The organism is Allosaccharopolyspora coralli (assembly GCF_009664835.1).
Lineage (GTDB): Bacteria > Actinomycetota > Actinomycetes > Mycobacteriales > Pseudonocardiaceae > Allosaccharopolyspora > Allosaccharopolyspora coralli.
The window spans coordinates 2,691,810-2,708,109 of record NZ_CP045929.1 but is presented as its reverse complement, the minus strand read 5'-3'; the positions used below and the strand labels follow the sequence as shown (position 1 = coordinate 2,708,109).

Below are 16,300 nucleotides of genomic sequence, written 5' to 3'. Positions count from 1 at the left end.
CTAGTTCTCCGGTGTTGTGAAGGTCTCGACGCTGCCGCTGGCGTGGTGGGTGACGCGGGTGGGCAGCCCGGGGATGGGCAGCACCAGCGGTGCTGTCGCGGTCACCCGGACGGTGGCGCGCTCGTCGTCGCGCTGAACGTCGACGCTCGGGGCGTCGGCGTGGCGGGCGGCGAAGGAGTGCGCGGCGGCGTGCGCGGAACCGCTGGTGCCGTGCAGGGTGCGCGCTGTGGTGAGGCCGCGTTCGGCGGCGTGCAGGCACACGGTGCGGGTGTGCCACCACAACCCGGCTTGCAGCACGGTCAGCACGAGCATCAGGAGTAGTGGGGCGAGGATCGCGAGTTCCACAGTGGACGAACCACGATCGGCGTTCCGCTTCTGCGTCGTGGGCATGGTGTTTTCCTGGATGTCAGTGGATTTGTCCTTGGTATTTGTTGACCACGCCGGTGATCGCGGCACCGAGCCCGACCGCCACGGCCAGGCCGATAGCGGTGAGCACCGCTTTCTCCGTGGTCTCCGAGCCCTCGTCATCGGCGGCGACGCGTTGTGCCCAGTCGGCCAATGCGCGCGGGGCGAGAACGATCCACGCCGCGAGCACCAGCAGCACAGCGCGGACGGCGGGGACGGGGTTGCGGAACATGACGATCACGACCTTCCAACTGGGTGTGGTTTCGGTTGTGGTGCAGGGACAATCGGTCACGCAGTCAGCAGACGTAGCGCTGTCGGGTAGAGCACGAGCAGCAGGAACCCGACGAGCAAGACGGTGACGGGGAGGGTGAGGCGTTCGCTGCGGGCGTTGGCTTCGGCCTTGTCGTCGGAGAGCGTGCTGTGGCGCAGGCTGGTGGCTTTGGCGCGCAGGCTGGTGTAGATCGCCGCCCCGTCAGCGGCGGTGGCCGCCAGGTCGGCAAGGTCGGTCAGATCGGTGATCCGCAGCCGGGCCCCGAGGTCGCGGACGGCGTCCCAGGGTGGTTGGCCGATGCGGTCGGCGTGCGCGAGGGCGTAGCGGAGGCGGGTGAACAGCCAGTGGTGGCCGGTGTCGGCGGCTTCGCGGAGGGCTTGGCTGGGTGCGCGACCGGTGGCGCGTTCTTGGGCCACGAGGTCGAGATACACCGCCAGCCCCCGCCGCGCGTCCTGTCGACGCACACGGGCCTGGTCGCGGACCTGCCAGGCGGGCAGCATCGCCCCCAACACCGCAGCGCCGACCACCAGTAGGAGCACCAGGACGCCGGGGATGCCGAGCGCGCCGAGGATCACTCCGCCTACTAGGGCGATACCGGTGGACGTGGCGGTGCTGCGGAGACGGTGCAGCACGTAGTTCGAGGGTGTGCGGTCGAGTAGGTCGAGATCACTGGTCGGGACGCCGAGCCAGGGGTGCGCGGTGTGCTCGGCGCGCCGAGTGAGGTGGTGGAGGGCGCGGTCGGTGCGGGCGCGCCACCCCCACCGCGAACCGGTACCGGTGTGGGGTTGGTGGAGTTGGGCGCAGGCGGCGGCCAGATCCATCGGCGCGGGGCCCGCGACGGCCCGCACAGCGAGCACGAGGCCGAGACCGAACAGGAGCCCGAGGGCCAGGGACAGCAGCAGCATCAGGTGCTCCCTTCGCTGGGGCGTCCGAGGTAGCGGCAGGCCGGGGTAGTGGAGGCCAGGCGGTGCATCCACCTCAGGGAAGCCGCCATGAGCGCGAAGATTCCGGCGAGCGCCACTTGGCCAGAGGGGCTGTTGAAGGGGGTGAGGAAGTCGTGGGCGAACAGCATGAGTCCGGTGATCATGGCGAGGGTGAGGCCGACCAGGCAGCGCACGGTGGTGCGGGGTTTCGCGCGGTCGGCCTCGACCTCCCGGCGCGCGGCCACTGCCGCCGACAGCGAGGTGGCGTGGGCGTGCAGGAGATCGGCCAACCCACGTCCGCCGGTGCGCAACCGCAACAGCAACGCGAGCACGAGTTCATCGACCCAGGGGTCGGCGAGGTCGTCGGCGAACTCGGTCAACGCCCGGTGCGCACCGACAGCACGGCTGGTTTCCGCGAGGCGGCGCACCGGTTCGGTCAGCGGTTCAGGGGCGGTGGCCGCCGACCGGGCCAGGGCGTGGTCGAGGCCCCCGGCGCCGGAGGCCAGCAGATCGGCCACCCTGCGGGTCCACGACGTCAGCGCCTCACCCAGCGCGATCGACTCCCGAGGAGCCGACGGCGCCAGCAACACCGGAAGCCACACCACCCCAGCCGTAGCAGCCACCCCGGCGACCGGCCACCCGGTGGCCCACCACGCGGCGCACGCGGCAGCGAGCGCCAGCGCGACGGTCCGCCACCGTCCACTGAGGACGACCTGGGTGCGGCGGCGGTGCCGCGTGGGACGTTCACGGCTGGTGGTGTGGGCGGCCAGCGCCAGGAGCACTCCGATGGCGGCGAGTGCTCCGCATCCTCCGGCCAGCACGGTGGTCACCATGTCGGCCCACCTCCACCGTTGCCGAACGGGAGCCGCTGGTCGGGATGGAACAGGGTGGGATCGAGTCCGTGCTCCTGGAGCCGGGCCCGCAACGGTGGGCTGGGTGGGCACGCGGGCCTGGCTCGCCCGCTGTCGGGATCGGGTGCGAACAGGGTGGTGAGGTCGGGGGTGGCGGCGTCGCCGAGGGCGCCGACTTCGACGATCTCGCTGACGAACCGCTCCCGACTGTCGCGGGTGTCGCGTCGGGTGCAGTGCACGATGAAGTCGAGTGCGGAGGCTGTCCAGCGGTGCGCGGCCTCGATCGGCAGCGGCGGGTCGGCGAGTTGCCCGAGCGCGGCGATACGGTCGGGCACCGCGTGCGCCGACAGCGCGTGCAGCGTGCCCATGCCGCCGGTCGCGCCGTTGCCAAGGGCACGCAGCATCGCGGTGATTTCCCCAGCCCGGACCTCGCCGACCACCACCCGCGACGGCGAGTGTCGCAAGGCTTGTTTCAACAGGGTGTCGAGGGTGAGTTGCCCGGCGCCTTCGGCGTTGGCTTCACGGGCTTCCATCGCGGTCACCAACGGATGCCTCCCGGTGTCCAGATGCACCCCGAGTTCGAGGTCGTCCTCGACCGTGATCACGTGCTCCAGCCGCGGGATCTGGTGGCACAGAGCGCGCAGCAGAGTGGTCTTGCCCGCGAACGGCCCGCCGGTCACCAGCAGGTTGGCCCCGGCGGCTACCGCAGCGGTCAGAAACTGGTGGACCGGGTCGTCGAGGGTGCCGTTGGCGCGGAGATCGTCGAGGGTGGCGTGGTGCAGCCGGTGTCGTCGGATCGCGACCCTGGGCCGGTCGGTGACCTCGCGGACGGCGGCCAGTCGGGCCCCGAGCGGGCCTCCCGCGGGCAAACGGAGGGTGCCGATCGGTTGGGCTGGGGAGAACTCGCGGCTGGTTTGCCCGAGGCGGGCGAACATGGTGGTCAGCATCTCCTCCAGTTCGGTGTCGGAGGCCGCGACCGGGGAGTGCCGCTCCTGCACGGTGCCGTCGGCGAGTTCGAGGAACACGCGGTCGTGGCCGTGGATGTGGATGTTCTCGACGTCGTCTCGGTCCAGCAGCGGCTGCAACCCGCCCAGCCCGGACAGGGCCGCGATGACCGCAGCGGCCAGCCGCTGCTCGTCGGCGACCGGAACCGGAGCGAGCCCCGCAGCGACGCGTTGCCGGGTCCACGCAGAGATTTCTTCCTCGACGAGGCGGTCGAGTTCCTGCGGGTCGGGGTCGGTGCCGCCGAGTCGCGCGGCCACGGCTTGCCGCAGCGTTTGCACCGCCCGCATCTCCGCCGTCGCCTCGGTGTTTCGGTATTCGTCGGGGTGAGGGAGCATCACTGGCCTCCTGTGCTGGTGGCCACCAGGGCGCGACGTGCCGCCTGGGTGGCATCGCTGTGTGGTTCGGGACGTGTCGATGAGTGGGGGTTGACGCGGTGGTGCAGTCGGCGAGCGGCCGTGCTTGCGGTACGCACCAGCGGCGACCGTCGATTCGCGACTGGGTGCGTGGCGCTGCCGTCGCTGAACATCCGAGCCCCGGCGGGATCGTCGGGCAGTTCCACCCCTACCGGGATACCGAGGGCTTCGGCGACGTTGTCGGCCTCCCGGCTCGTCGTGACCGACACCGCCGCGCCGATACGCTCGGCAGCCACGCTCTCCCGCAACGCGTCCACCAACGGGAGCGTGGCGGTGACGTGCCGCAGAGTCGGCCGCACGCCGACCAGGACCAGGTCCGCGTCCGAGAGCAACGGCCACGGGGTCTGTGCGCCCCACCGTCCGGCGTCGACGAGCACATCCGGCTCCCCGGACGTCGACAGCTCCACCGCCGCCGACGCCAACCGTCGCCAGCCCTCCACACCGATGGCCTGCGCTTGTGCCCGGGACGTGACACCGCTGAGCAGCCGCACATGCGGACTGGACAGGACCAACTGGACGTGGTCGGCGAGTCCTTCGGCGGGAATCGCGGTCATGTGCCGGGTCGAGCTGGCGAAACTGACCACGCTCTTGTCCGCCCCCATGTGGCCGTCCACCAACCACGGCCCCGCCCATCCCGACAGCAGGTCGCCACCGTCAGGGTCGGCATCGATGACCAACACCGGGCCCGGCCACAGCGCAGCCAACGCCGCGACCGTCGTGGTCACGCCCGGCGCGCACTTCGCCGACAGGAAACTGATCACAGCCATCACACACCTCCATGTGTCGCAACGGGGTTGTTCACTGTTGGGGTCCGAGCACGATCACCAACGCCCCACCCGCAGCAGCGGCGCTGGCCTTGGTCTGCACGGACGACTCGATGAGGACATCGACAGTCACGGCGCCGTCGGCATCCGGCGGTGAGGACTGCACCACCCGCGCCCGAAACTCCCCACCACCCGACACCGCACCCCCGGTGTCCACACTGGACTGTTCGGTGACGGGGACGACGGCGACGAGATCGTTCGGGTGTAGGCCGCGGGCGGGGATCCGTCCCGGTTCCAGGCGGATCCCGACCACCTGCTCACCCGGTCCGGGCACGGTTTGTGCGCTGACATCCGCATCCCCAAGCAACGCGCCCGCTTGCAGCGGGCGGGCGGCGACCTGCCCGTACACCGTGGCGCGCGCGGACTCCGGTATCGCGAACTCCCGCGCCGAGGCGGGAAGGTCCACTGTGGTCACATCACTAGGGCCGATGCGCTGTCCCCAGCCGACGTCGCGGGCCAGGCGCAGCATCGGCTCGTCGGCGTGGGCGGCGGTGAACAGCCACGCGTTACCGGCCACCGCCGCGCACACGAGCACCACGGCGGACACCAGCAGCCAGGTGCGGCCCCGACGCGGCACCCGAGGACTCTCGCGCCGCACGGACTGCGGGGCGGAATTGGTTTGCGCGCTGGAGGTATTCGGGGCGCGCATGTCGGTCATAGACATAGTTCTCTCCCAGAAACAAAGACAAGAAAAGAAAAACAGTGCGGAAGATCCGCTATTCGAATGGTGCTATTCGGTGCGTAGTGCTTGTGCTTCGGCCACGGCCAAGCGGGCTTCGGCGGTGGAGGTCATCGGCGGCAGGACTCCGCCGACGGGTGCGGTGCCGGTGTTGCCGCGCCAGGTGATCTCCCACGTGATCGACCACCTGGCCGTCACCTGCTCGCCGGGCTGACCGGCCGACGAGGACTCGTAGACCAGCGAGCAATCCGGCGACGGTGCGTGCAACCCGAACGACCGCTCATACGGTGTGCCCGGGCCCGCACACGACACCGGCGTGGCACCGTTGCCGGGGTTCATGCGCAGTCGGGTCGGGCGTGCGGTGACCTCGGCCCACACCGGCCCGGCCTGCACCCGCTCCCGCTGGACCCGCCAGGTGTCGGGGTCGGTCCAAAACCAGGTGTGCTCACCCACCACCGTCGCCGCCCGGCCGTCCGCCAGCCGCAGATCCGGCGAATGCCGTGGCACCGGCAACGGCAACACCAACTGCTCCGCCGCCTGCCGAGCCAACAACTCCGGGCTCGGCAGCAACACCGGCTCCGGCGCACCACCCGGTCCTGGCGGCGGCGCGGCCACGGGGCGGCACAAGTGCCGATTCTGCGGGAATATGCACAGATAGGACAGATTGTCGTTAATCGGGACGGGTGGCCCGTGGGGGTTCGCCCCGAAATCCGCACTCAACAACGGCACCGGAAGATCCTCCCCACCGCCACCTGTCTCCGACCCGGTCTGCGGGCTCGAACCGGACTCCGCCGGTGACTGTTGACTGCCCTCGCTGCCCGGGGAGCCGGGACTGCTCGCCCCCAGATCCACGGTCGGTGGTGCGAAGTTCCCGCTGTGATCACCCGGGCCCACCACCACCTCGCCCTGCGCCGCGCCCGGGGTGCTGGCCAACATCGTCAGCATCAGCCCTGCCGCCGCACCTGCGCTCATTGCTCGCCGCGGCATCAACAGTCACCGCCTGGGTAGGTGATGTCGACGACCTTCCACCTTTGGCCGGGGACCTGGGTGAGGGTGCCGCGCACCGGGTTGCGGGCTACCCCGACCGTGCGGGGCTCGCCCGTAGCGGCATCAGCCTGCCCGGAGTGGCTGGCGTCCTGGCAATCGGTCACCGTGGCTCGGTCGCCGTCGACACGGACATCGGTGACCCGGGTGGTGACCGTGCCGTACAAGGCGACCCCGGAAGCGCGTTGCGCGCGGGACCGTTCGATCACCCGCCCGGCGATGGGGTCTCCGGACACGTCGCGGACGTCATGTGCCCACTGTTCGTCGGGCTCCCGCTTGCCGATCCACGACACTTTCCAGAACTCGGTGTAGACGGCGGTGACCGCCTCCTGCTCGCCCCCCTGCGCAGGTGGGGCGCCGATGGTCGGCACACCCGGTCCTGCCTGTGGGGCCTGTGCCGAGCACGCCGCGAGACTCATCCCCACGCAGCACCACACCACACACTGCTTGATGACCATTGTGGACGCTCCTATTCGTTGTTCTTGATCAGTTCGTGTCGTGCACTTCTACGACATCGCTACCGCGACCCAGGGGCCCGCCAACAGGCACGGCCCGGCCGCGATCCGCGACGTGCGGTCGCACACCCCCACGGCCCACAGGACTGCGGCGACCGCGCCCAGCAGCAGCACTCCGGCGCCGAGTCCGATGGCCACCGCGCGCCAGCCCAGCCAGCCGCAGTAGAACGCGACCACGGCGAAGACCGTCACGTCGCCGAACCCGAGATCACTCCCAGCGAAGTCGTGCCACACCAGGCCGACAGCGAACACCGCCATGCACGCCGCCATCGCCCGCAACAACGGCCCCACGTCCCCCGACTGCGAGGTGACGACAAGGAACACGAGAAGTCCGCCCTGCGCGGTCATAACGACCCAGGGGCGCGGCAGGCGGTGGCTCACCAGGTCGACGACCGACAAGCCCACGCTGTGGATCGCCAGCCACCACCACGCCACCACCGCCGGGTCACCGGTGAACCCCCAGCCCACCGCCGCTGACACCCCACCGCACACCAACGCCATCGCCACCCGTGCTTTCACGAGGCTCACGTGCGGGGTCCACGGATGTAGCTGCTTTCCCAGTCCCAGGCCGGAAATCAGCCCGATCACGGACCAGATCGCCACTGTCGGTACTGCCATGGCACACCTCCTCTCGTGCACCAGACGGAAATGACGGCGACGAACGGCTTCTCTCCGGCGACGCCCTCCGGTGTACACGCGGGACCATTGGTGACTTCAAGGTGCAAACAGGTCCATTGCCAAGAGATCATGAGAATCTCCCCTGAAATCCCGGCTTCACATGGGGGAGGCGAGACCGTTGTTGTGCGCGGCCGATCTCCTCGGAGTGGTCGCGGCTCCACAACACCGCCGGGACAATCGCGGTGAGCAGATCGTGCCCAGGGCGGCTGAGTTCGTAGCGCACCGCGCGTGGGTCCCTGTCGCCGTCCACGATGCGGTGGAGCATCCCGTCACGCTCCAGCCGACGCACCGTGTGAGCCAGGATGCTGGGCTGAATCTGGCGACTACGCCCCGACCACCCATCCACCACCCGCGCGCCCCGTACCGCCGCCAACAGCTCGTTGTAGCGACGTGGCCCCGCCGCCAACGCCAGCAGCACATCCGGACACCAACGCCCCTGGAGGACATGGCAGAAGTTCAGCAGGTGGTACAGGCACGCGTCCCGGTCCAGCATCTCCGTCGCCAACTCGTCAACGGTCGGCCTCGGAGCGGCGTGCACGATCCCGCCCGTGGAGGGAGGTTTCCGCATAGCAGGCTCGGTACAGACGTGGTCCCGTCCGCAGGACTTTGCGTTCTGCAAACCCGCATCCGCACACAGGATCAACTGCTCCAACGACAACGCGTCCTGCGCACGGCACGCGGTGACACCGAACGACGCAGACACCCCACTCAACTGGGCGTGATCGCCCGCAGTGGTGGTCAGCCGCAGTGCCACACTCCGCAGTCGCAGCCGGATCCGTTCGGCCAACTCCCGAGCGGTGCGTTCGTCGGTGTCCGGCAGCAGCACCAGGAACTCGTCACCACCGTGGCCGCCATACCGGCCCAGTAGCGCCTGCGCACCCACCACCCTGCGCAGCACGTCGGCCACGGCAGCCAGCACCGTGTCCCCAGCCTGATGCCCCCACCGATCGTTGACCGCCTTGAAACCGTCCAGGTCAGCCAGGATCAACGACACCGTCACGCCACGGTCCCGACACGAGCCCACCATCCGATGTGCGCGGGCATCCCACGTCTCACGGCCAATCAACCCGGTCAACTTGTCGACCCCACCGCCGGAGCACAACATCGGGCAGTCTCGACAATTCGTTCCGTCCGGTACTTGCATGTTCACCCTCCCCAGATGATGTCGTGCTCGACAGTTCGCGCTCGCCTGAACGCAGCAGCGGATCTGCGCGTGATTGCTGTTGTTCATCATGGGATTTCGCCGTAGGGCTTGAACCTGTAGCCACACATGCCCCAAGGGCTTGGTGCGCGGGCGGCCCTCACCGTGAGGCTCCGATCCGGTTCGCGCGGTGGAGGTGTAGGGCGCTGGCATCGACGGTTTCGGTCAGCCAAGCGACCGGGAGTTCGAGGTCGAGTTGCCCGGTGATGCGCAGGATGTCGGTATCCCAGCTAGGTGGGGTGTCGTCGCTGGCCCACCAACGCACCCCGACATCGTGGGTCTGCCGACGAGCACCATAGGGCTCAAGCACCTTGCCGAGCGGAAGGTTCGTGCTGAACAACAGATCGGTCGCCGACGGACCGTCCACCTTCGCCACTGGCAGGCGCCGCGGAATGATGATCGATTCGACACTGGCGACGACCGTGACACCGGCTCGGACCAAGCTGCGGCGGTGGTAAAGGCCGCGGACGAGACTGCGGATCTCGGCCGGATCGGTGTCATGGGGAATGTCGGCCGCCTCGCAGAGCAACACCTTCTGCACGTCATCGAGCGAACAGTGCGTCCGTCGAGGCGGGTCCAAGTGCAGCTCCGTGCCGACGAACGCGCCGAGTGTGTCCATGAACGACTCCGCATCAGCAAGCCGATCGCGCAGGAATGCGATCTCCGCGCCGGAGGAGTTGATGAGGTCGGTTGTGTTCAGCCCGGGGCGTTGATCCGACCGGCCGCGCATCCGCTGAGACGTTCCTGTACCGGCGAGGCGTAGCTCGGCCGCGCCTGGCTCACGGTGGCGTGGTGCTTGCTCGGACCGTGGGATGAGTGATCTCGTCATTGTCGACCCCCGTATGGCTGCTCGTGCATATCGACGTCGGAACTGTGTACTCACAACCGCAGATTGACGCGGTGATCAGAAAAGACCCCGGCCTGCCATTCGTGTGTTGTGAGTGATGTCGAGTCTTGCCGCGGTGGAGCCGAGATCGGCAGTGTTCACCGTGTCAACAATTCTGGTAAACACCCCTGAATCACTCGGGTGGGTGTATCGCCTCAGCGGTGTCAGTGGTGGTGTAGTACACGACCTGAATGGACACACCAACCCGATACAGCGCTGCGAGGTGAGAGTGGATCGCGTCTCGTTCGGCGAGCTACTTCGCGCACGACGGCTCGCACAGCCCAGTCCCACCAACCCGGATGACCCGCTCAGCATTCGCGGGCTGGCCCAACGCGTTCACGTCACCCACACGATGATCTTCCACTTGGAAAGCGGCACACGTGCCGTGAGCCAGCAACTCGCCGAACGCCTCGACGAAGCCCTGCACGCCAACCGCGAGATCACCACCGCGTACGCCGCACTCCGCGAGCCGTCGGAGCATTGGCCGCAGGCAGTGCCCAGGCAGCTACCGCCGCAGCAGCATCCGCTCGTCGGCCGCGACGACGAGATCGCCACAGTCCAGCACCGCATCGCCGCCGAAACAGACCGCACCTGCACGACACCGCCGGTGCTGATCCTGACCGGTCCGGGTGGAGTCGGGAAAACAGCGCTGGGCGTGGCTGTCGCGCACCAGCTCGCTGAGGGGATGCCGAGTCTGTTCGCCGACCTTCGTGGGTGGGACGACGAACTCGATCCCAAACCGCTCGACGGGGTTCTCCGGAACTGGTGCCGGAGCCTGAACACCGCCGCGCAAGCGCTCGGCGGTGACCTCGACGAACTCATCGGAGTGTGGCGCACTACCTCCGAACAGCAACGGTTGGTCATCCTCATTGACAACGCGCGCCGCGAACAAGTGTGCCCGTTGATTCCCGCCTCGGGGAGCAGCCTCGTTGTGGTCACCACCCGTGATCGTCTGACCGACGTCACCGGTGCGATCCAGCACGAGGTGCGGCCCCTCAACGACACCCACGCAGCCGAATTGCTCGCTGTGCAGTCCGGCATGAGCACCGAGGCGCTGGCGCCTCTCATCCCGCGTTGCGGTGGCCTGCCGTTGGCGTTGCAGGTTGCCGGGCTCGATGCACGCCAGCACGAAACGGAGGAGACGATCATGCAGATGGCTCGCGCCTACGCCGAACTAGACGAACTCAGCCCGATCGACCGTGCGACCCGCCGCAGCTACGCCGAACTCGATGACGACGTGCAGCAAGCGTGGCGACTGTGTGCGCTGACCAGCGGCACGCCGAGTCTCGGGCAGGCCGCTGCGATGATTGGCCGCTCCCAGCCCGTGAGTCGACGCCTGCTCAACGGCGCCGCAGATGCGTGTCTGCTCAACTCCGTCGGTGGAGGCTGGCGCTACCACGACCTGCACTTGGCCTTCGCCCGCCGCGAATCCCGCCGCATGGACAGCGCCGAGGAGCGGGACGCGGCCGTCTACCGAGGCTTGACCTGGATCCTGCACGGCAGCGCCCGCGCGGCGATCCACATCGCCGGGCGCGACGACACCCCGCTGAACCTGGTGCCCTGCCCCGATGACGTCGAACCACCGGTGATCGCCAACTACGTCGAAGGCATGGCCTGGACCGACGCCCACTGGCACAACGACCCCGCCCCGATCCACGCCGCCCTCGAACGTGGTTGGACCAGGCTGGCCTGGCAGTTGGTGGCCGTGGCACTCAACTACGTGTTCATCGCCAAACCACTGTCCAGTTGGGACCGCGCCGCACGCGACGCACTCATCGCTGCCGAACAGGCCAATGACACCGAAGGGATCGCGTGGATGCACCAAGCACGCGGACTTGTGGCCGGAGACAGGGGCGACTTCGACCGCGCCGTTGGGCATCTGCTCACCGCGCTGCACCACCGCCGCGACCTCGGCCACGTCCGCGACATCGGCTGGTCGGCAATCAACGCAGCACGGTTCGCCTTCGCTGCCGGAGCCACCGACGACGAGATCACGCCACTGATCGATGAAGCCGTCGAAGCTCACGAGTCCATTCGCTTCCCGGCCGGGGTCGTGCTCGGGAAAGCCTTCTACGGCGGCCTGCACGCCCGACGAGGCGACTGGGACACCGCCGCCGCCTTCCTCCAAGAAGCCTTCGACCAAGCCCCCGAGGTCGGCGACCCGGCGATCACCAGCTATATCGGGACCGCTCTGGCCGACGCCCAACTCCACCTCGACCGCCCAGACGAGGCAGCCGAGACCGCACGCACGGCCGACGAACACGCACGCGACCACGACGCTGACTGGTATCGCATTGCCGCCCTATCCACCCTCGCTGACTGCGTCACCTCCGACGAAGCACGCCATCACCTACGCCTGGCCGTCAGCATCGCCGACAGCCTCAGCGACCCCCGCGAAGCCGAACTCCGTCAACGCCTCGACCAACTTCCCGGCTAGAAGAGCCGCTGGCCGTGTTCGAGGTAGGCGGCATGGCCGTGGTGTTTGGCGTCGAGTGCGTGGCTGACTCGGTTGGCGAGGCGAGGGACGAACCGGTCGGGGAACTGATCCGGTGTGATCAGCGCGAACGATTCGAGTTCATCGGCGGGCAGCGTGATGCTCGCGAGCTGGTCCGCTGTGAGATTGCCGCCGTCAAATAGGAAGAAGACTTTGTCGCCTTCCCGTTCAGAGGGTGCCCAGTCGATCGCCAGTAGGGACCGTGGGTTCGTGGTCAGCCCGAGTTCTTCGGCGACCTCTCGAACGCAGGCTTGGTGTGGCGTTTCTCCGCCCTTGTCGATGAAGCCTCCGGGGATGTCCCAGGTGCTCTTGTACGTGGGCTTCACAGCGACCAGTCGTCCCGCGTCGTCCGTGAACAGTGCGGCGGAGGCGGCATAGGCTTGGGTGAAGGTGTCGGGGATGGTGTCTGACCACATGGGGATTCCAACCTGGCGGGCTAGTCGGTGCAGCCGTCGTGCGCGGCTATCGCGGTGAGTTCGGGGCGTCGGCGTTTTGGGCAGTGCGGAAGCAGGTCGCGGACGATCGAGGCGCTGAGTGGTTGTACTGCCACCCAGTCGGGCGCGAGGTCGCGAGCGGTGAGCAACTTGTCGAGGGCCGTATCGGCTAGGCCGACATCGGCGGCTGCGGAGGCGAGGTGAAGTTGGTGGCCCGCCTCCCAGAACGCGGGTACAGCGCCCGCTGAGGGTGGCATGTCGATGGCGAGACGGAGCGCGCGTTCTGGATCACCGGCACGGATCGTGTGGTCGAGGTGCTGGATCGCGGCCGACCGAGGACCAAAAATGCCGGTCTCGGTGACCCGATCCTGGCCTGAACGCAGTGCAGCGGCTCGGGCGACGGTGAGGAGGTCGTCGGCGCGTTGGCCATTCCCGCGTCGTAAGGCAGCGGTGGCTGCGTTGAAGAGAAGGTTTCCGAACACGCCCAGTGTCTCGGGGTCGGGTGTGGCCAGCCCGGGGTCCAGGCGCTCCGCCGTTGAGACGGCGATCTGCTCGGCTTCCGAGTACTCGCCCTGGCGGACGAGCACCCATACGAGATACCGCGTCGCCACTGCCGATTCGATGGCGGGCTCGCGGGTCAGCCTCGCTGTGTCCAGTGCCCGGTGACCGGCAAATAGTGCCAGATCGGTTAGGCCGAGTCGCCCAGCCAGGCCAGTGGCCAGGCGGTAGGCCACGCACAAGATCTCTTGTGCGTCTGCGGCGGCATCCCCTGATGCCGCGTGCACGGCGCGGCGTGCGTCGGCGAACAGGGCGGGCAGGGCGTCTAGCAGCGCGGCGTGGTGACCGCTGAGGTAGTCCTGCCAGGCGTGCGACGTATCGGCGCGCAGGGACGCGCTCGGGCTGACATCGACGTCCTCGACGAAGTCCAGGGCATCGCTCGTGTTTCCACGAATCATTCTGCGCAACGCTGCGGCGTGCCGATGGACGTCCGCGCCGACGGCGGGTGAGGTGCGTTCGTGGTGATACAGCATCGCTGGCTTGACATCCAGGGCGGCTGCCAGCCGGACGACTGTGGAAGACCGCACCATGTTGCGGTGCCCTCGTTCCAAGCGACTGATCGTCACCACGGAGACCCCTGAGCGTGTGGCCAGATCCTCCTGCGTAATCCCTTGGGCATGGCGCAGACGTGCGATGTTGTTGCCGATCACCTGCCCGTCCACAACTTCCACAGCCTCTCTGCTCATGCGTCCGTGCGCGATGCAGCAAGCGTAACGGTACTAACCGGCAAACACGTCCGACCGCCGCCAACTGGTCGTAAAACGACTAGTTGGCGCGATCTGCGTTCTCTGAACGACCAGCCGGAGACATTCCGGTCCCTTTCCGTGTGGGCAATGGTGGTTCCTATGCACGCCGTACCGAAACCGCATGGCAACGGCACCGACGCCGGATTGACCGTGGACCGCAGAGAAGGACTGCTCACTCTGCGTCTCAGCGGTGACGTCGTCGTCCACCTAACACCGATGCAAGCGATCAGGCTCATGGATGCGATCCGACTGCACCTCTCATACCTGGCGAAGATCACAACAATACAGGCGGGAGGTGGCCACGACGATTGAGAGAATTCCGTGTCGGCCAGGAGATCCTGAATCGACCGTTATTCAGGGAGCCGACAAGGCGAATCGGAACGTGCGCGGCTGTTGTTTCGCATGTGCACCAGGAGCGGCAAATTCGCAGGGAAAGACCAATTATGAATCGTGAAACAGACGCGGCATCATGTGCAACGGCGACAGTTTTCGTGTGGTGGATCTGTCCCTCGACGCCGCCGGAAACAGGTGTGCTTGTGCGTCATGCGACGACGAAGCGGCCCGGTGCGTTGGTGCATGGCCAGTTGGTCGAGGCGGTTGGCGGATGCGAGTTTAAGGTTCCGATGCCCACCCCGAACGATCGCGTACCCAAGTCGAAACGGGTGAACGGCCGATGCCCGAAGTGCTGTCGGGAAGTCGGCAAGCTCGACGCACGAGAGACGAACTGGGATTTCTAGACGCCGCGATCGATGGGCCAGGTTCCACATCTGTCGAACCTCATCCATTCGCCACCGGTCGAGCGCGATCTTCTCGCGTCACTGCTGTTTCAGACCGGCGCGGTGACGTCAATGAATCCGGCCAGGTGCCAATGCCTCCGGCGGCAACGCATGGTCGGTCGATCAGCAGCAGGAAGGATAGCTGTGACCAGGGTTGAGATGATCACCGTTGGCTGCCGCGATGTCGCCAGTCGTGAGCGCGTTCTCCGCTTGAGCGATGCGTTGGGCGGCAGTGGGTTATCTGTACTGACGCCGGATGGGGAGTTCTTCGTCCTTGACTCATCCCAAACCGAGGACTTGTACCGCGAACTCGGCAAACACCGCGAGCGCGCCACCTCTGAGGCGACGGCATGACGGGCGCGATGCTGTTCGTCGTCGTGGTGGCGCTGGCGTTGGCAGTCGGGATCGACTGTCTCACCGCGCGGGACGTGCAGCGCCGACAAGGCGACCACGAGCGGAGTACGCGGTGATGGTGCGTGCGTGGGTAGCGGCGGTGGGCGAATCACGGTGGCACGCCGCGTTGGTGTCGGCCTGCGGTCGGTCGATGGAGATGCTGTGTGGGCATATCGTTCACGGCACCGTGCAGAGTCCGGTGCATCGCCGCATTGCCGTAGCTCCGCCGATCCCGGTGGGTGTGGTGGAGGCCGGACGGTCGGTGTGTCCGGCGTGTTTGGACGCGCTCGGATACGCAGTGCCGCGCGTGTTCCGCGCGCCGCCTGTTTGGGCATTGTCCCCGGTGTGGCCGGAAGTTGATCCGTGTGCGGAGACACCGACAGTGCTGCTGCCTGCCCTGGCACTGCCTCCGACAACATCCGAGTGCGAGACCGGGGCGGAGCTGGCCTCGGTGCGATACCTCCGTGTTCCCGCATCAGGCCCGGTCGATCGTGGGTTGGGGGTGGCGGCGTGAAACTCCGGGGAGACCGCCACGGTCGGACGTCCTACGAGCATCCCGGGTCCTACGAGCCCGCCGGGCGCCGGAGCGTCGGGTACTCCTGCGCGCACGGCCACACCTTCGAGGTGCCGCTCGCGTCCGATGTGGACGCACCTGCTGTGTGGGACTGCCGCCAGCACGGCACGGAAGCAACGATCCTCCACGAGCCGGAGCACGAGCAGAAGCACGCGAAACCCGCCCGTACGCACTGGGACATGCTGCTCGAACGCCGAAGCATCCCCGAGTTAGAAGACCTCCTTGCGGAGCGGTTGCGGCTCCTTCGTGGCTGACCCGTTCCTTGAGACCCGGGCGCATGTCGATTTCCCCGGCCGACATGCGTCCGTGCCCGCCCGGGACAACGACGTCCCGGGCGGGCGTCCAACTCGGTTCCGTGTCGCCGCTCCAGCGACTCGAACGATTCGGCGCGGCCCGTCCCCATTCCGGTCGCGTCGTCGGCCGGTTGGGTGCACACCGACCCCCATGAGCACCCGACCGGTCCGTCCTGTCCTTGCACCAGTGGATCTGGTGCTTCGTCATCGCAAGGTTAGGAGATGGCAGCACAGTGGCTAACGCACGCCCCACTGAACTTCGTGGCCAGAAGCGTCGCGAGTTCGCTCAGCTCTTGGCGGCCCGGTTCCGTACGGGCGAGGTCTCTGTCGAGGACCT

General features: G+C 67.8%; 17 protein-coding genes. 3 read left to right on the top strand and 14 right to left on the bottom strand.

Features of this window, described 5'->3' with window-relative positions:
* From GIY23_RS12870 to GIY23_RS12815, 12 genes are all read right to left on the bottom strand, one after another.
* The gene (locus GIY23_RS12870; RefSeq protein ID WP_187351865.1) at nucleotides 1-390 is read right to left on the bottom strand and encodes a TadE/TadG family type IV pilus assembly protein; all 390 of its coding nucleotides are present in this window, start codon (nucleotides 388-390) and stop codon (nucleotides 1-3) included.
* 16 nt (nucleotides 391-406) lie between these two features.
* On the bottom strand, nucleotides 407-637 hold the full coding sequence (locus GIY23_RS12865; protein ID WP_154076880.1) for a hypothetical protein: 231 nt from the start codon (nucleotides 635-637) through the stop codon (nucleotides 407-409).
* A 56-nt stretch (nucleotides 638-693) separates the two neighbouring features.
* On the bottom strand, nucleotides 694-1,581 hold the full coding sequence (locus GIY23_RS12860) for a type II secretion system F family protein (RefSeq protein ID WP_154076879.1): 888 nt from the start codon (nucleotides 1,579-1,581) through the stop codon (nucleotides 694-696).
* The gene (locus tag GIY23_RS12855; protein ID WP_154076878.1) at nucleotides 1,581-2,432 is read right to left on the bottom strand and encodes a type II secretion system F family protein; all 852 of its coding nucleotides are present in this window, start codon (nucleotides 2,430-2,432) and stop codon (nucleotides 1,581-1,583) included. Before GIY23_RS12855 ends, GIY23_RS12860 begins: the two co-directional genes overlap by 1 nt.
* A complete protein-coding gene (locus tag GIY23_RS12850) occupies nucleotides 2,426-3,790 on the bottom strand; it encodes a CpaF family protein (RefSeq protein WP_154076877.1) in 1,365 nt (454 codons plus the stop codon). Before GIY23_RS12850 ends, GIY23_RS12855 begins: the two co-directional genes overlap by 7 nt.
* Nucleotides 3,790-4,635: a hypothetical protein gene (locus tag GIY23_RS12845; protein ID WP_154076876.1), complete on the bottom strand. Its 846-nt coding sequence runs from the start codon at nucleotides 4,633-4,635 to the stop codon at nucleotides 3,790-3,792. Before GIY23_RS12845 ends, GIY23_RS12850 begins: the two co-directional genes overlap by 1 nt.
* A gap of 31 nt (nucleotides 4,636-4,666) precedes the next feature.
* Nucleotides 4,667-5,356, bottom strand: a complete 690-nt coding sequence (locus GIY23_RS12840) for an SAF domain-containing protein (RefSeq protein ID WP_154076875.1) — start codon at nucleotides 5,354-5,356, stop codon at nucleotides 4,667-4,669.
* A gap of 66 nt (nucleotides 5,357-5,422) precedes the next feature.
* Complete coding sequence (locus GIY23_RS23030; protein ID WP_228717264.1) at nucleotides 5,423-6,358, bottom strand: hypothetical protein; 936 nt, start codon at nucleotides 6,356-6,358, stop codon at nucleotides 5,423-5,425.
* A complete protein-coding gene (locus GIY23_RS12830) occupies nucleotides 6,358-6,873 on the bottom strand; it encodes a hypothetical protein (RefSeq protein WP_154076874.1) in 516 nt (171 codons plus the stop codon). The genes GIY23_RS23030 and GIY23_RS12830 overlap by 1 nt, the downstream gene beginning before the upstream one ends.
* 48 nt (nucleotides 6,874-6,921) lie before the next feature.
* Entirely contained in the window at nucleotides 6,922-7,548 is a 627-nt protein-coding gene (locus GIY23_RS12825) for an A24 family peptidase (RefSeq protein ID WP_154076873.1), read from the bottom strand.
* Between the two features lie 127 nt (nucleotides 7,549-7,675).
* Nucleotides 7,676-8,713 carry a diguanylate cyclase gene (locus tag GIY23_RS12820; protein ID WP_228717263.1) on the bottom strand — a complete coding sequence of 346 codons (1,038 nt, stop codon included), beginning with the start codon at nucleotides 8,711-8,713 and terminating at the stop codon, nucleotides 7,676-7,678.
* A gap of 196 nt (nucleotides 8,714-8,909) precedes the next feature.
* A complete protein-coding gene (locus tag GIY23_RS12815; RefSeq protein WP_154076871.1) occupies nucleotides 8,910-9,539 on the bottom strand; it encodes a hypothetical protein in 630 nt (209 codons plus the stop codon).
* Between the two features lie 250 nt (nucleotides 9,540-9,789).
* Here GIY23_RS12815 and GIY23_RS12810 point away from each other — a divergent pair, with 250 nt between their 5' ends.
* The gene (locus GIY23_RS12810; RefSeq protein ID WP_187351863.1) at nucleotides 9,790-12,132 is read left to right on the top strand and encodes an AAA family ATPase; all 2,343 of its coding nucleotides are present in this window, start codon (nucleotides 9,790-9,792) and stop codon (nucleotides 12,130-12,132) included.
* Here the strand turns inward: GIY23_RS12810 and GIY23_RS12805 are convergent.
* Nucleotides 12,129-12,605, bottom strand: a complete 477-nt coding sequence (locus tag GIY23_RS12805) for an NUDIX domain-containing protein (protein WP_154076869.1) — start codon at nucleotides 12,603-12,605, stop codon at nucleotides 12,129-12,131. The two genes, GIY23_RS12810 and GIY23_RS12805, sit on opposite strands and share 4 nt — an antisense overlap.
* A gap of 20 nt (nucleotides 12,606-12,625) precedes the next feature.
* A complete protein-coding gene (locus GIY23_RS12800; protein ID WP_154076868.1) occupies nucleotides 12,626-13,867 on the bottom strand; it encodes a helix-turn-helix domain-containing protein in 1,242 nt (413 codons plus the stop codon).
* A gap of 809 nt (nucleotides 13,868-14,676) precedes the next feature.
* Here GIY23_RS12800 and GIY23_RS12795 point away from each other — a divergent pair.
* Nucleotides 14,677-15,057, top strand: coding sequence for a hypothetical protein (locus tag GIY23_RS12795; protein ID WP_154076867.1), 381 nt, complete (start codon nucleotides 14,677-14,679; stop codon nucleotides 15,055-15,057).
* 549 nt (nucleotides 15,058-15,606) lie between these two features.
* Entirely contained in the window at nucleotides 15,607-15,924 is a 318-nt protein-coding gene (locus GIY23_RS12790) for an RNA polymerase-binding protein RbpA (protein ID WP_154076866.1), read from the top strand.
* Nucleotides 15,925-16,300 lie beyond the last annotated feature (376 nt).

Coding starts and splice junctions, on each gene's coding strand:
- GIY23_RS12865 (WP_154076880.1), bottom strand. CDS start 637: ATGTTCCGCAACCCCGTCCCCGCCGTCCGCGCTGTGCTGCTGGTGCTC.
- GIY23_RS23030 (WP_228717264.1), bottom strand. CDS start 6,358: ATGCCGCGGCGAGCAATGAGCGCAGGTGCGGCGGCAGGGCTGATGCTG.
- GIY23_RS12815 (WP_154076871.1), bottom strand. CDS start 9,539: ATGCGCGGCCGGTCGGATCAACGCCCCGGGCTGAACACAACCGACCTC.
- GIY23_RS12830 (WP_154076874.1), bottom strand. CDS start 6,873: ATGGTCATCAAGCAGTGTGTGGTGTGGTGCTGCGTGGGGATGAGTCTC.
- GIY23_RS12860 (WP_154076879.1), bottom strand. CDS start 1,581: ATGCTGCTGCTGTCCCTGGCCCTCGGGCTCCTGTTCGGTCTCGGCCTC.
- GIY23_RS12820 (WP_228717263.1), bottom strand. CDS start 8,713: ATGTTGTGCTCCGGCGGTGGGGTCGACAAGTTGACCGGGTTGATTGGC.
- GIY23_RS12850 (WP_154076877.1), bottom strand. CDS start 3,790: ATGCTCCCTCACCCCGACGAATACCGAAACACCGAGGCGACGGCGGAG.
- GIY23_RS12805 (WP_154076869.1), bottom strand. CDS start 12,605: ATGTGGTCAGACACCATCCCCGACACCTTCACCCAAGCCTATGCCGCC.
- GIY23_RS12870 (WP_187351865.1), bottom strand. CDS start 390: ATGCCCACGACGCAGAAGCGGAACGCCGATCGTGGTTCGTCCACTGTG.
- GIY23_RS12840 (WP_154076875.1), bottom strand. CDS start 5,356: ATGTCTATGACCGACATGCGCGCCCCGAATACCTCCAGCGCGCAAACC.
- GIY23_RS12855 (WP_154076878.1), bottom strand. CDS start 2,432: ATGGTGACCACCGTGCTGGCCGGAGGATGCGGAGCACTCGCCGCCATC.
- GIY23_RS12845 (WP_154076876.1), bottom strand. CDS start 4,635: ATGGCTGTGATCAGTTTCCTGTCGGCGAAGTGCGCGCCGGGCGTGACC.
- GIY23_RS12795 (WP_154076867.1), top strand. CDS start 14,677: ATGGGCCAGGTTCCACATCTGTCGAACCTCATCCATTCGCCACCGGTC.
- GIY23_RS12825 (WP_154076873.1), bottom strand. CDS start 7,548: ATGGCAGTACCGACAGTGGCGATCTGGTCCGTGATCGGGCTGATTTCC.
- GIY23_RS12800 (WP_154076868.1), bottom strand. CDS start 13,867: ATGAGCAGAGAGGCTGTGGAAGTTGTGGACGGGCAGGTGATCGGCAAC.